Annotated in this window: 11 protein-coding genes; 7 read left to right on the top strand and 4 right to left on the bottom strand. The window is 66.7% G+C overall.

Annotated features, from left to right (window positions below; all coding sequences use genetic code 11):
• Positions 1 to 34 precede the first annotated feature (34 nt).
• Positions 35 to 712, top strand: a complete 678-nt coding sequence (locus tag K7G81_RS02195; RefSeq protein WP_223029092.1) for a prolyl hydroxylase family protein — start codon at positions 35 to 37, stop codon at positions 710 to 712.
• 140 nt (positions 713 to 852) lie between these two features.
• On the opposite strand, the gene K7G81_RS02190 is transcribed toward K7G81_RS02195, so the two are convergent.
• Both K7G81_RS02190 and K7G81_RS02185 read right to left on the bottom strand, forming a co-directional pair.
• Positions 853 to 1,560, bottom strand: a complete 708-nt coding sequence (locus K7G81_RS02190) for a hypothetical protein (RefSeq protein ID WP_223029091.1) — start codon at positions 1,558 to 1,560, stop codon at positions 853 to 855.
• Positions 1,533 to 2,768 (bottom strand): TIGR04063 family PEP-CTERM/XrtA system glycosyltransferase, encoded by a 1,236-nt coding sequence (locus K7G81_RS02185; RefSeq protein ID WP_223029090.1) that lies wholly within the window; start codon positions 2,766 to 2,768, stop codon positions 1,533 to 1,535. Before K7G81_RS02185 ends, K7G81_RS02190 begins: the two co-directional genes overlap by 28 nt.
• Positions 2,769 to 2,928: 160 nt before the next feature.
• On the opposite strand from K7G81_RS02185, the gene K7G81_RS02180 reads away from it, so the two are divergent.
• The 3 genes from K7G81_RS02180 (at position 2,929) to K7G81_RS02170 (ending at position 8,013) form a co-directional block, all read left to right on the top strand.
• Positions 2,929 to 5,694, top strand: coding sequence for a TonB-dependent receptor (locus K7G81_RS02180; protein ID WP_255586485.1), 2,766 nt, complete (start codon positions 2,929 to 2,931; stop codon positions 5,692 to 5,694).
• A complete protein-coding gene (locus K7G81_RS02175) occupies positions 5,694 to 6,920 on the top strand; it encodes a histidine-type phosphatase (protein WP_223029088.1) in 1,227 nt (408 codons plus the stop codon). Before K7G81_RS02180 ends, K7G81_RS02175 begins: the two co-directional genes overlap by 1 nt.
• A 61-nt stretch (positions 6,921 to 6,981) precedes the next feature.
• Complete coding sequence (locus tag K7G81_RS02170) at positions 6,982 to 8,013, top strand: DUF2339 domain-containing protein (protein ID WP_223029087.1); 1,032 nt, start codon at positions 6,982 to 6,984, stop codon at positions 8,011 to 8,013.
• 116 nt (positions 8,014 to 8,129) lie between these two features.
• Here the strand turns inward: K7G81_RS02170 and K7G81_RS02165 are convergent, their stop codons facing one another.
• Both K7G81_RS02165 and epsC read right to left on the bottom strand, forming a co-directional pair.
• Positions 8,130 to 8,474, bottom strand: a complete 345-nt coding sequence (locus tag K7G81_RS02165) for a DUF2794 domain-containing protein (protein WP_223029086.1) — start codon at positions 8,472 to 8,474, stop codon at positions 8,130 to 8,132.
• Complete coding sequence (gene epsC, locus K7G81_RS02160) at positions 8,474 to 9,154, bottom strand: serine O-acetyltransferase EpsC (RefSeq protein WP_223029085.1); 681 nt, start codon at positions 9,152 to 9,154, stop codon at positions 8,474 to 8,476. Before epsC ends, K7G81_RS02165 begins: the two co-directional genes overlap by 1 nt.
• A 174-nt stretch (positions 9,155 to 9,328) precedes the next feature.
• Here epsC and ahpC point away from each other — a divergent pair, with 174 nt between their 5' ends.
• The 3 genes from ahpC to K7G81_RS02145 all read left to right on the top strand — a co-directional run bounded on the left by ahpC (position 9,329) and on the right by K7G81_RS02145 (position 12,839).
• Complete coding sequence (gene ahpC / locus K7G81_RS02155) at positions 9,329 to 9,892, top strand: alkyl hydroperoxide reductase subunit C (RefSeq protein ID WP_223029084.1); 564 nt, start codon at positions 9,329 to 9,331, stop codon at positions 9,890 to 9,892.
• Between the two features lie 166 nt (positions 9,893 to 10,058).
• Positions 10,059 to 11,633: an alkyl hydroperoxide reductase subunit F gene (gene ahpF, locus K7G81_RS02150; RefSeq protein WP_223029083.1), complete on the top strand. Its 1,575-nt coding sequence runs from the start codon at positions 10,059 to 10,061 to the stop codon at positions 11,631 to 11,633.
• A 303-nt stretch (positions 11,634 to 11,936) separates the two neighbouring features.
• Positions 11,937 to 12,839 carry a hydrogen peroxide-inducible genes activator gene (locus K7G81_RS02145; RefSeq protein WP_223029481.1) on the top strand — a complete coding sequence of 301 codons (903 nt, stop codon included), beginning with the start codon at positions 11,937 to 11,939 and terminating at the stop codon, positions 12,837 to 12,839.
• Positions 12,840 to 12,875 lie beyond the last annotated feature (36 nt).

Raw genomic sequence — 12,875 nt, 5'->3', positions numbered from 1 at the left:
CTTTTGGCGCCGGCCGCGCAAATTCGCAGTCGTCATGGGATTGCTCAGCACCAAACCGCATTCGCCCGTTCTGCAACGCAAGCGCATCGGGGAGGCCGTCACCCGGCATCTCGCCGCCAATCCTGCGCTGCGCCGCGTCGAGACCGATGCGGCGCAAATCTATTTCCAGCCCGATTATCTCGATGCAGATCAATGCGCCGCGCTGGTCGCGGTGATCGACGCCAACCGGCGCCCCTCCACCTTGCTGTCGTCCAATTACGATTCGGCATTCCGCACTTCGGAAAGCTGCGACATGGATCGCTGGGCGCCCCATATCCGTCCGATCGACGAGGGGCTTGCCCGGCTGATCGGCGTCAGCCCCGAATATGGCGAGACGATGCAGGGCCAGCGCTATGCGCCCGGCCAGCAATTCCGCGCCCACCACGATTATTTCCACGAGAGCGAAGATTACTGGCAGCGCGTCAGGCACGAAGGCGGCCAACGCACCTGGACCGCGATGGTCTATCTCAACGATGTCGAGAAAGGCGGCGCCACCTGGTTCCCACAAGCCGGCGCCCGCTTCCGGCCGAAACGCGGGCTGCTGCTCGTCTGGAACAACATGGCGCCCGACGGCAAGGCCAACCCGGCGACGCTGCACGAGGGCATGCCGGTCGAGAAGGGCGTGAAATACATCGTCACCAAATGGTTCCGCGAGGACCGCTGGATTCGCTGACCCGCGATCCTGCGGTGAGGACCGTCACCGGCGAAACCATGACGCTCCATCAGCGTCAAGCGTCGCGGCAGGCGTTGCTCCATGGATGCTGAACCAAGTTCAGCATAACGTTCATGACGCGGACGTTGAGATTCAGGCGGCTAGGAAGCCAGCCGCCGCAGCTCGCCGAGCGCCTCATCCAGCGATCGTGCCGGGCGTGGGCCGCGCGCGATGCCGCGCTCGAGCCGATCGAGCAGCGCGTGCAGGGTCGCGGTCGGCTCGATCTCGGCGGTGGTCGGCGCCGGATCGAAGGTTTCGAAGCGGTCGCCGGGATCGATCAACTGCGGCCTCGCCAGCGGCGCCACCGCGCGTGCCGGCTCGAGCGGCACCGCGGGAATCGCTTCCGGATCATAGTCCGCGAGCGGCCGGTCGAGATCGGCGGGCAGCGCCTGCGCAACGTCGGCCTCGGGCAGCAGCGGAATCATCGGCGCGCCGAGGTCGCGATGCGCGCGGACCAGTTCGCGCGGCGGGGCATCGGGATGCGAATCGGCGCGGCGCAGATAGGGCAATTGCGGATGTGCGGGCGTGCGGCCGAAACCGACGGTCCGCTTGCCGAACGCCAGCCAGGCGCCGACTCCGGCGAACGCGGCGACGCCGCCGCCGAGCGCGATCAGCAGGATCAGCCGCGCGGTCGCGCCGAGCGGCGGCTGCGCTGCCGCGACCACCGCCGCGATCCCGCTCCGCATCACCAGCGCTTCGAGCAGCCCGCCCGGTATCACCGCGATGGCGGCGGCCGTGGCAAGGCCCAGCGCGGCACCGACGGTCGGCGCGAGGGGCAGGATCAGGCGGTGGCTGCGATACGAGAACATGGTCGACCCGTTGTTGCGGCGTCCAGAAGCGCCCCATAGACCGGCGCGTAACGCGAAATATTTGACGACCAGTTACGCTCCGCCTCGACAAAGGCGCGCGCGCGGGTGCGCCGCACCTCCCAACCCGATCGATCGTCGAGCAGTCCCGCGAGCGCGCGGGCGATCGCCGCGGGATCGCCCGGCGCGAACAGCGTGCCGGTATCGCCGTCGCGAATCAGCTCGCGATGACCGCCGACATCGGAGGCGGCGACCAGCCGCCGCTGCGCCATCGCCTCGAGCGGCTTCAGCGGCGTGACGAGCTCGGTCAGCCGCATCGCCTTGCGCGGATAGGCGAGCACGTCGACCAGGCTGTAATAGCGCTCAACCTGATCGTGCGGCACGCGGCCGGCGAAGCGGATTCGGCCGGCGACCGGCGAGGCCGCGGCCTGCGCGCGCAGCGCCTGTTCCATCGGCCCGCCGCCAACCAAGAGCAATTGCGCCTGCGGGCGTTGCGCGACCAGCGCGGGCATCGCCGCGATCAGGTCATCGAGCCCCTCGTAATCGTAGAAGCTGCCGATGAAGCCGATCACCTCGCCGTCGAGTCCCAGGCCGGCGGCAAGCGTCGAATCGCGCGGCCCCGGTGTGCCGAACAGCGTCAGATCGACGCCGTTGGGCGAGACCATGATCTTGCCCGGATCGATCCCGCGGCCGACCAGATCGTCGCGCAGCCCTTCGCAGATCACCGCGACGCCATCAGCCCGGCGCACCGCCCAGGTCTCAACGGCCTTGGTCAGCCGATAACGCGCCGAGCCTTCGCGCCCGGTGCCGTTGCCCACCGCGGCATCCTCCCAGAAGGCGCGGATCTCGTAGACCAGCGGCAGCCTGCGCCGGCGCGCCACCCGCAACGCGGCAAGCGCATCGAGCACCGGCGAGTGTGCGTGGAGAATATCGGGCCGGAACGTTTCGACCACCGTGTCGATGCGCCGCGCGAAGGCGGCAATCTCGCGCGCCTCGTCGATCACGGGCGCCAGCCGGCGGACCACGGGCGTGCGATGAAAGGTGATGCCGTCCACCTGCTCGACCGGCGCCGGCGCCTCGCCGTGCCGCGGTCCGGTGACGGCGGCGATTTCCCAGCCCAGCGCCTGCTGCGCCTTCAGGATCGCGCGAGTGCGGAACGTATAGCCGCTGTGCAGCGGCAGGCCGTGATCGAGAACGTGGAGAATGCGCATGATCGCGCTTGCCATGCACCGGCAGTGTTTAACGCGGCGTCAATTCGCCCGCCCCGCGATGCGATGATTGTCACGGAACCGTAGCGCAACCGTCACCGATCGGACGCCGAAGCCCCCTAGCGCCCGCGTTAATCAATATTGGGGGATTGTAATGATTCGCATGGTTTCCCGGCCGGCCGCTTTGTGCTCGGTCCTCGCTCTCAGCACCGGTCTGCTCGCCGCGTCTCCCGCCCTCGCCGCCAGCGTCCGCGGCCGTATCGTCGATGCGGCCAAGGGCGGCGCGCTGCCCGGCGCCACCATATCCGCCGCTGGCGCCTCGACCACAGCGGGCACCGACGGCAGCTTCGAGCTCGACAATATCCCCGATGGCCCGGTCGCGCTCACCGTCACCTATATTGGCTATGACGCCAAGACGCTGACGCTGACCTCGGCGGCCAATCCCGAACCCGCGACGATCGCGCTCACCGGCGATATCGCCGCGGGCGACATCGTCGTCACCGGCAACCGGCTTGCCGAACGCCGCGCGCTGCAGACGAAAAAATCCGCCAACAATGTCGTCGAGGCGCTGTACGCCAACGATGTCGGCAAGCTGCCGGATCAGAATGTCGCCGAAGCCGTGCGCCGCTTGCCCGGCATCTCGGTCGCCAACGATCAGGGCGAAGGCCGCTACGTCATCATCCGCGGCGTCGATCCCAATCTCGTCAACGTCACCCTGAACGGCCAGACGCTCCCCGCGCCCGAGCCGGACGGCCGCCAGGTCAAGCTCGACGATCTGCCCTCGTCGCTGATCCAGTCGGTGGTGATCGAAAAGTCGCTCACGCCCGATCTCGATGCCAATGCGATCGGCGGTTCGGTCGATATCTCCACCGTGTCGGCGTTCGATCGCAACAAGGACTTCTTCCTCGACGCGCGCGGTGCCTATGGCTGGTACAAGCTCAACCACAAATCGCCATGGGAAGCCGATGGCCAGATCGGCGGCTTGTTCGGCCCCGACAAGCAGTTCGGCGCGGTCGTTTCGGTCAATTACAGCCGCCGCCCGATCGAATCGGAGAATTTCCAGGGCTCCGAAGCGTGGGCGCCGATCAACGGCTTCGTCGTTCCCGATTATGCGGGCCTGCGCGACTACAATCTGGTCCGCACCCGCCTCGGCGTGGTCGGCAATTTCGACTGGCGGCCGAGCGACACCGCGCAAATCTACCTGCGCACCAGCTATTCGAAATATACCGACAACGAACATCGCGATCAGAACATCATCGAGATCGGCGACGCTGAGGATTTCAGCAACCAGACGGCAACCAGCGGCACCTTCGAAGGATCGACCACGATCAAGATGCGCCGCCGCCGCGAGAACGACAACACGCGCTCGGCGACGCTCGGCGGCAAGTTCGATCTCGGCCCCGGCCATCTCGACGTGTCGGGCGGCTATACCCGCGCGATCAAGCTCGATCCGCTCCGTAGCGAATTCACCTTCAACGGCCCCGATTCGACGGTCGATTACGATCTCACCTCGGGCAGCGGCCCCTATTCGTTCGTTGCGCGCGGCGATGTGTTCGACGATCCGTCGGCATTCAAGTTCAGCAAGGTCAATTTCGATCATCGCCGCGCGGTCGAGAAACTGTGGCAGGCGCGCGCCGATTATTCGCTGCCGCTCGCGATCGGCGACGATTCGACGCTCAAGGTCGGCGCCAAATATCTCCATCGTGACAAGAGCGACGACGAGGAAGCGCTGACCTACAAGAAGAGCAGCACGCCGCTCATGCTGACCGATTTCGCTTATGTCGGCGATACCGATTTCTACGACGGCATGTTCCATTATGGCGATCGCGTCGATTATGCCGCTGCGGCGGCCTATGTGAACGCGCATCCCGAGGTGCTCAAGTTCGACGAGGCGGGCTCGATCGCCGACTCGCTGTCATCCGATTACGACGTGCGCGAGGCGATCACCGCCGGCTATGCAATGCTGACGATCAAATCGGGTGGGCTGACCCTCGTCCCCGGTGTCCGCGTCGAGCATACCGAGGACAGGACCAAGGCCAAAATCGTCGACGACGCATCCGATTTCGGAGACGATTTCAACAGCTTCGGCAACAAGAGCTACACCGACTGGTTCCCCGGCATCAACGCCAAGTATGAGGCCGGCCGTTCGCTCGTCCTGCGCGGCGCTGTCACCACCTCGATCGGTCGGCCCAATTATCCCGATCTCGCCCCCTATGTGCTGGTAGAGGACGATACGCCGCCGTCGATCTCGCTCGGCAATCCCGATCTCAAGCCGTTGAAGGCGGTCAATGTCGATGCGTCGGTCGAATATTATCTGCCCAGCCAGGGCATCATCTCGATCGGCCTGTTCTACAAGCATATCGACAACCCGATCTACACCACGCAGCAGCGGGTCACGGGCGCGACCTATGGCAACGTCACCTATGACGAGGCCGACGTCAGCCAGCCGATCAACGCCGACAGCGAGGAGCTGAAGGGCATCGAGGTCAACGGCCAGGTGCAGTTCACCTTCCTGCCGGCGCCGTTCGACGGCTTCGGCCTCTCGGCCAATTACACCTATGTCGATGGCCACGCGACCGCGCCCGATTTCCGCCCCGGCGAGATTCCGCTGTTCTTTCAGTCGCACGACGTCGCCACCGCGCAATTGTTCTACGAAAAATATGGGTTTGCCGCGCGCGTCGCTTATTCGTATCGTTCGGCCTATCTCGATACGCTCGGCAGCGATCCGGCAAGCGACGAGTATACCGATGCCAATGGCCAGCTCGACGTCCATGTCAGCTATCAGCTCACCCCGCAGGTGACGGTGTTCGGCGATGGCACCAACCTCACCGACGCGCCGTGGCGGCGCTATATCGGCACGCCGGGCCAGTTGGTCGAGCGCGAGCGCTACAGCTTCATGCTGCGCGGCGGCGTGCAGGTGCATTTCTGATGCGCAAGATCGCCCTGCTCAGCCTCGCGCTGATCGCGACGCAGGGCTGCGCGACCGTCCCGCAGACGGCTTCGCGCCCCGGCCTCACGCCCGATCACCTCGTCCTGCTGATGCGCCACGGCGTGCGGCCGCCGACCAAGAACCCGCCGATGAAGCCGGGCGTCGCCGCCGATCCCTGGCCAAGCTGGGACGTGCCGCCCGGCGATCTGACGCATCACGGCGCCGCCGCCATCCGGCTGGTCGGCGCATTCGACGCGCGCGTGCTCGCCGCCGGCCTCGTCGGTGGCGGCTGCCCCGCTCCCGGCACGGTGGCGGTCTATTCGGACAGCGATCAACGCACGATCGCCACCGGCGACGCCTGGCTCGCCGGCTTCGCGCCGGGCTGCGCGATCGCCAACCAGCACAAGCCGCAGGACACGCCCGATCCGTTGTTCTCGCCGCTCGATCTCGGCGGCATCGCTTATGATCCGGCGCGCGCCGATGCCGCGGTCAAGGCCGGGCTCGGCCCCGGTGGCATCGCCGCGGTCGAGGCGAAGCAGCGCGACGTGCTGGCGCGGCTCGACGCCATCTATTGCGGCCCGAGCCCCGAGGGCGCATGCGGCTTCTCCGGCAAGCCGACCCGGATCGATCCGCCGCGGGCCGGCGAAAAGCCCGGCTTTTCCGGCGCGCTCGATCTCGGATCGACGGCGGGGCAAATCCTGCTGCTCGAATATGCCGACGGCAAGCCGATGGCTGAGGTCGGCTGGGGGCGCGCCACCAAGGCCGATATCGCGCTCGCCGGCCGTCTCCACGCGGTCGAATACAGCGTGCTCGCGCGCCCGCTTTATGTCGCGGCGAGCAACAGCGCGCTGGTCGTGCCGAAAATGCTCGATTGGCTGACCGCCCCCAATGGCCCCAGGGTCGGCATGATCGTCGGCCACGATACGCAACTCGCCGCGCTCGCCGGGCTGCTCGATCTCCACTGGCATGTGCCGGGCTTCGCCGCCGACGATCCCTCGCCCGGCCAGGCGATCGGCTTCGAGCGGCTGCACGATGCCGGCGACGGTGCCTATGTTCGGATCGTGCTGCGCGCGCAGGGGCTCGATCAGATTCGCAATCTCACCCCGCTCGACGATGCCGCGCCCGCCACGGTCGAGACGCTGCCCGTCCCCGGTTGCGCCGATCCCTGCCCGCTCGACCGCTTTATCGCGATCGTTCGCCAGCGGCTCGATCGCGCACCGCAATAGTGTATTGATGCAATAATACACAGCTGATAGAGTGGGTCGATCAACAGGGAGGATCGGCCCGATGTACAGCGAAAGCGATATCGATGGCGCGGTAGCCGCCGGCGTGATGCCGCGCGAGATCGCCACCGCGTTCCGCAACCACATAGCCGGCATGCGCATGACGCCGGCGGTCGACGAGGAGCATTTCCGGCTTCTGACCGGTTTCAACGACATCTTCGTCACCATCGCGATCGGGCTGTTGCTCGCCGCGGTGGCGCAATTGGGCGACTGGATCATGGAGCCGTTCGCCGGCGCGTTCGTCGCCATCACCGCCTGGGGGCTGGCGGAATATTTCACGCGGACGCGGCGCATGGCGCTGCCCTCGATCGTGCTGCTGCTCGCATTCGTCGGTGGCGTCGCGGCGACGATGATCGGCGTGCTCGTCCATGCCGATCCGAACCTTCCCGATCGCGTCAACGCGCTGATCGGCGCGGGCATCGCGCTCGTCACCGCCGGCGCCGCCTGGCTGCACTGGCGCCGCTTCATAGTGCCGATCACGGTCGCGGCGGGCGCCGTCGCGCTGGTCGGTCTGGCGATCGGGCTGGCGATCGCCGCAGTGCCGACGATCAAGAACTCGCTCTATCCGCTGCTGCTGATCGGCGGGCTGGCGATGTTCGCGCTCGCCATGCGCTGGGACATGAGCGACCGTGACCGCGAGACGCGCCGCGCCGATGTCGCCTTCTGGCTGCACCTCGCCGCCGCGCCGATGATCGCCCACCCGATCTTCCAGATGCTGGGCGTATTCGGGCCCAATGTCAGCATCGGCACCGCGGCGATCGTGCTCGCGCTCTATCTCGCCTTCGCCTTCGTTGCGCTGGCGGTCGATCGCCGCGCCCTGCTCGTCTCGGGCCTGATCTACGTGCTCTACGCGATGTGGGCGGTGATCCACGGCGCCGGCGCGGTCGATCTCGGCTGGGCGCTCACCGCGCTGGTGATCGGCGCGGCGTTGCTCACGCTGTCGGCCTTCTGGCACCCGATGCGCCGCGCGGTGATCGGCACGCTCGGCAATCTCGGCAACCGCCTGCCGCCGGTGCAGACGATGGTGCCGGCCTGAGCATCGGCACCGGCCGAATCGCAAAACGCCTACCCCGGCGGCCTTGGTCGCCGGGGATGTTTTTACGGAAGACAGATCCTACCCGCGTTCGCCCGGAGTTTGTCGAAGGGCGAAACTCAATCCCCGACCAATTTCAGCAGCCGCCGTTCGAGCGGTGCCAGCACGCCGGCGAGGTCATGGCCGCGCTTGAGCACCGCGCCGGCTTCGGTGACCAGCGCCCACATGCCCTGGCGGTGGCGCAGCGCGGGGCGCTTTTCGATGCGATATTCGGGCCGCTCGGTCGCGCGGCGAAAGGCGGAGAAGATCGCCGCGTCGCGACCGAGGTCGATCGCATAATCGCGCCAATGCCCCGCCGCGACCATCCGGCCGTAGAGATCGAGGATGCGCGTCAGCTCCATCCGGTCGAAACCGATCTGGGTCGCGCGCCCTGGCGGCAATGGGAAGGGGGTTACCGTCCCCATCAGGCGCGGTCGCGCTTGTCCTCTTGGGAAGCGAGCAGCGTGTCGAGCCGCTTGCGCAGCGTCTCCACTTCGCAGCGCATCAATTCGAGCTGCTGCGTCGCGGGGTCGAACATCTCGCTGCAGGGCGTGCCATAGGGCACGAAGCCCGCCTCGACACGCCCACCCTCTACCATCGTCGCGCGCGCCGGGATGCCGACCATCACCGCGCCCTCGGGCACGTCACGCGTCACCACCGCATTGGCGCCGATCCGGCTGCGCCTGCCGACCGTCACCGGGCCGAGCACCTGCGCGCCCGATCCGATGATCGCGCCGTCCATGATCGTCGGATGCCGCTTGCCGGCGACGCCGTTGTCCGGGCTGGTGCCGCCCAGCGTCACGCATTGATAGATCGTCACGTTGTCGCCGATCTCGGCGGTCTCGCCGATCACGGTAAAACCGTGGTCGATGAAGAAGTTGCGCCCGATCGTAGCGCCCGGATGGATATCGATCGCGGTCAGGAACCGCGCCCAGTGATTGACCGCGCGGGCCAGGAAGAACAGCCGCGCGCGATACAGCCGGTGCGCGATGCGGTGGTATCCAAGCGCCCACACGCCCGGATAGAGCAGCACTTCCCAGCGCGAACGCGGCGCCGGATCGCGCGCCTTGACCGCGTCGAGATAGGCGATGAACCGGCCGAACATGCGCGTCCCCTTGGTTGCGGCTCGTCAATTTAGTGCGCCCAGCCGCCGGCGGCAATGACCGGGCCCGATTGATCGATACAGTCGATCAAGCCAATCGCGCTTTCCCGCTTTCAATGCTGCGCCGCCGCATCCATATCCCGCACCGCAACACAATCCCAACAGGAGACCATTCACATGGCCAAGATCGGCGACACGCTGAAGCCCTTCACCACGCAAGCCTACAAGCAGGGCAAGTTCGTCCCCGTCACCAATGAGGACGTCGCCGGCAAGTGGGCGGTGTTCTTCTTCTATCCGGCCGACTTCACCTTCGTCTGCCCGACCGAGCTGGAAGATCTCGCCGGCATCTATCCGACGCTGCAGAAGATGGGCGTCGAGGTGTTCTCGGTCTCGACCGACACCCATTTCAGCCACAAGGCGTGGCACGACACGTCGCCGGCGATCGGCAAGATCGATTTCTTCATGCTCGGTGACCAGAATCACGACATCGCAAAGAATTTCGACGTGCTGCGCGATGGCCAGGGCCTTGCCGACCGCGCGACCTTCGTGATCGATCCCGAAGGCGTGATCCAGCTGATCGAGATCACCAGCGAAGGCGTCGGCCGCAACGCCGCCGAGCTGCTGCGCAAGGTCAAGGCCGCGCAATATATCGCCGCGCACCCGGGCGAGGTTTGCCCCGCCAAGTGGGAAGAAGGCGAAGAAACGCTGGCCCCGTCGCTGGAACTCGTCGGCAAGATCTGACGATCCGCGCTCCGTCGCCCCCGGGCGCGTTCCGGGGTGACGGGTTGCCTTGCTACCGTTTGCCCGCCGTCTTCCCTCGCTGACGGCCGGGTGCAGAGCGGCCCGGGTCGGTCCCCCTCCCCTCCCGACCCGGGCCGTTTTCTTCTTTTCGAGGAGCTTTTTTCCGATGCTCGACGCCACGATGACGCAGCAACTCAAGGCCTATCTCACCAAGGTTCGCCAGCCGATCGCGCTCGTTGCCAGCCTGGGCGACGACGCCAAGAGCCGCGAGCTGGACGAGCTCCTCGCCGAAATCGCCGCGCTGTCGGATCTCATCAGCGTGCGGCGCGACGGCGATGACGCGCGCAAACCCAGCTTCCGCATCGAACGCACCGGCAGCGACGTCGGCGTCAGCTTCGCCGGCCTGCCGATGGGCCACGAATTCACCTCGCTGGTGCTCGCGCTGCTTCAGGTCGGCGGCCATCCGCCCAAGATCGCAGACGAGGTCGCGGCCGACATCCGCGCGCTCGACGGCGATTATCATTTCGAAACCTATTTCTCGCTGTCGTGCGGCAATTGCCCGGACGTGGTGCAGGCGCTCAACGCCATGGCGGTGCTCAACCCGCGCGTCCGCCACACCGCGATCGACGGCGCCTTGTTCAAGGAGGAGGTCGAGCAGCGCCAGGTGATGACCGTGCCGCAGGTATTCCTCAATGGCGAGCCGTTCGCGCAGGGGCGCATGGAGATCGAGCAGATCGTTGCCCGGCTCGATACCGGCGCCGAAGCCCGCGCCGCCGAGAAGATCGCCGCCAAGGATCCCTTCGAGGTGCTGGTCGTCGGCGGCGGGCCGGCCGGGGCGGCGGCGGCGATCTATGCCGCGCGCAAGGGCATCCGCACCGGGATCGCCGCCGAACGCTTCGGCGGCCAGGTGCTCGATACCGCCGGCATCGAGAATTTCATCTCGGTGCCGCAGACCGACGGGCCGAAGCTCGCCGCCGATCTCGAACGCCATGTCCGCGATTACGATGTCGATGTCATGAACCTGCAGACCGCCGTCGAGCTCAAGCCCGGCGGCGAGGGCAAGCTGCATGAGCTGGTGCTCAAGAACGGCGCCAGCCTCAAGGCGCGCACGATCATCCTGTCGACCGGCGCGCGCTGGCGGCAGATGAACGTGCCGGGCGAGGCCGATTATCGCACCAAGGGCGTGACCTATTGCCCGCATTGCGACGGCCCGCTGTTCAAGGGCAAGCGCGTCGCGGTGATCGGCGGCGGCAATTCGGGCGTCGAGGCGGCGATCGATCTCGCCGGGCTCGTCGCGCATGTCACGCTGATCGAATATGACAGCCAGCTGCGCGCCGACGCAGTGCTCCAGCGCAAGCTCGGCAGCCTCAGGAACGTCAAAGTCATCACCTCGGCGCTGACCACCGAGGTCCGCGGCGACGGCGAGAAGGTGACCGCGCTGGCCTACAAGGACCGCAACCACGGCACGCAGCACGAGATCGAGCTGGAGGGCGTGTTCGTCCAGATCGGCCTGGTGCCCAACACCGAATGGCTCAAGGGAGCGGTCGCGCTCACCCCGCGCGGCGAGATCGAGATCGACGCGCGCGGCGAAACCTCGCAGCCCGGCATCTTCGCCGCCGGCGACGTCACCACCGAGCCGTTCAAGCAGATCGTCGTCGCGATGGGCGCCGGCTCGACCGCGGCGCTATCGGCCTTCGATTACCTGATCCGGCTGCCGGCGGAGGAACTGGAGGCGGCCTAGGGATGGCAAACGGAATCGTTGAGCCGTGGCGAACGCTTTGGGTCGTTCTATCCCGACATCGTGAATCGAAGGTCGCGACATCAAAATCAAATCGTCACCCTGAACTTGTTTCAGGGTCCATGGTGCTCCATCGCCGCTAAGCGCACCGGCTGACGATGCGCCATGGACCCTGAAACAAGTTCAGCATGACGATCCATATGAGGCGAACTTCCGCCGTCATGCCGGAACAAGTCCGGGGTGACAGGTTGTTGCGTGATCGCCAAGAATGATTAAACGCCTTCCCGTCATCGACGGAGACGATCACTGAGCACCACCTACCTGCCGACGCTCAAGCAGCTGCAATATCTCGTTGCGCTCAAGGATCATGGCCATTTCGGCCGCGCGGCGGAGGCGTGTTTCGTTACCCAGTCGACGCTGTCGGCAGGTATCCGCGAGCTCGAAACGCTGATCGGCGTCACCCTGGTCGAGCGCACCCGCCGTGTCGTGCGCTTCACTCCGCTGGGCGATCAGATCGCCGACAAGGCGCGCCGCGTGCTGCGCGAGGCGGAGGAGCTGGGCGACCTCGCCCGCGCCGCCGGCCGCCCGCTGTCTGGCGAGATGCGGATGAGCGTCATCCCCACGATCGCGCCGTTCATGCTGCCCCGCGTGCTGCCGCTGCTACGGCGCGATTACCCGGATCTCAGGCTGTTCCTGCGCGAGGAGCCGAGCGGCCCCGCTTGCGAGGGCCTGCACAGCGGCCGCACCGATTGCGTGCTGCTCGCGCTGCCTTATGCGTGCGGCGAGGTTGCCGCGCAGCCGTTGTTCGAGGACCGGCTGTTCGTCGCCGCGCCCGAGGACGAAGCCGATGCCGCCGCGGCAAGCGTGCGCCCGTCGGAAATCGACGAGCACCGCCTGCTGCTGCTCGAGGACGGCCATTGCCTCAAGGATCACGCGCTCGCCGCATGCAACCGTCCCGAATTGCGCGCCGAAGCGGCGATGATGGGCACCTCGCTCCACACCATCGTCCAGATGGTCGACAATGGCCTCGGCGTGACGATGCTGCCGGAAATGGCGCTCAAGGCCGGCATCCTCGATCACACCGCGATCGTTGCAAGCCCGCTCGAGGCCGAGCATCCGTCGCGCACCATCGCGCTGGTCTGGCGCCGGGCTTCCCCGCGCGAGAAGGATTTCCGCCTGCTCGCTGATGTCCTTTCGGCGGCGCAATGAGTTGCTTTCGGCAGCGAATCGAAACCAAATAGCCGC

The sequence above is a fragment of the Hephaestia mangrovi genome (assembly GCF_019880555.1).
GTDB lineage: Bacteria > Pseudomonadota > Alphaproteobacteria > Sphingomonadales > Sphingomonadaceae > Sphingomonas > Sphingomonas mangrovi.
Note: the sequence above shows the minus strand (reverse complement) of the source record. Positions and strands in the feature narration are given on the sequence as shown.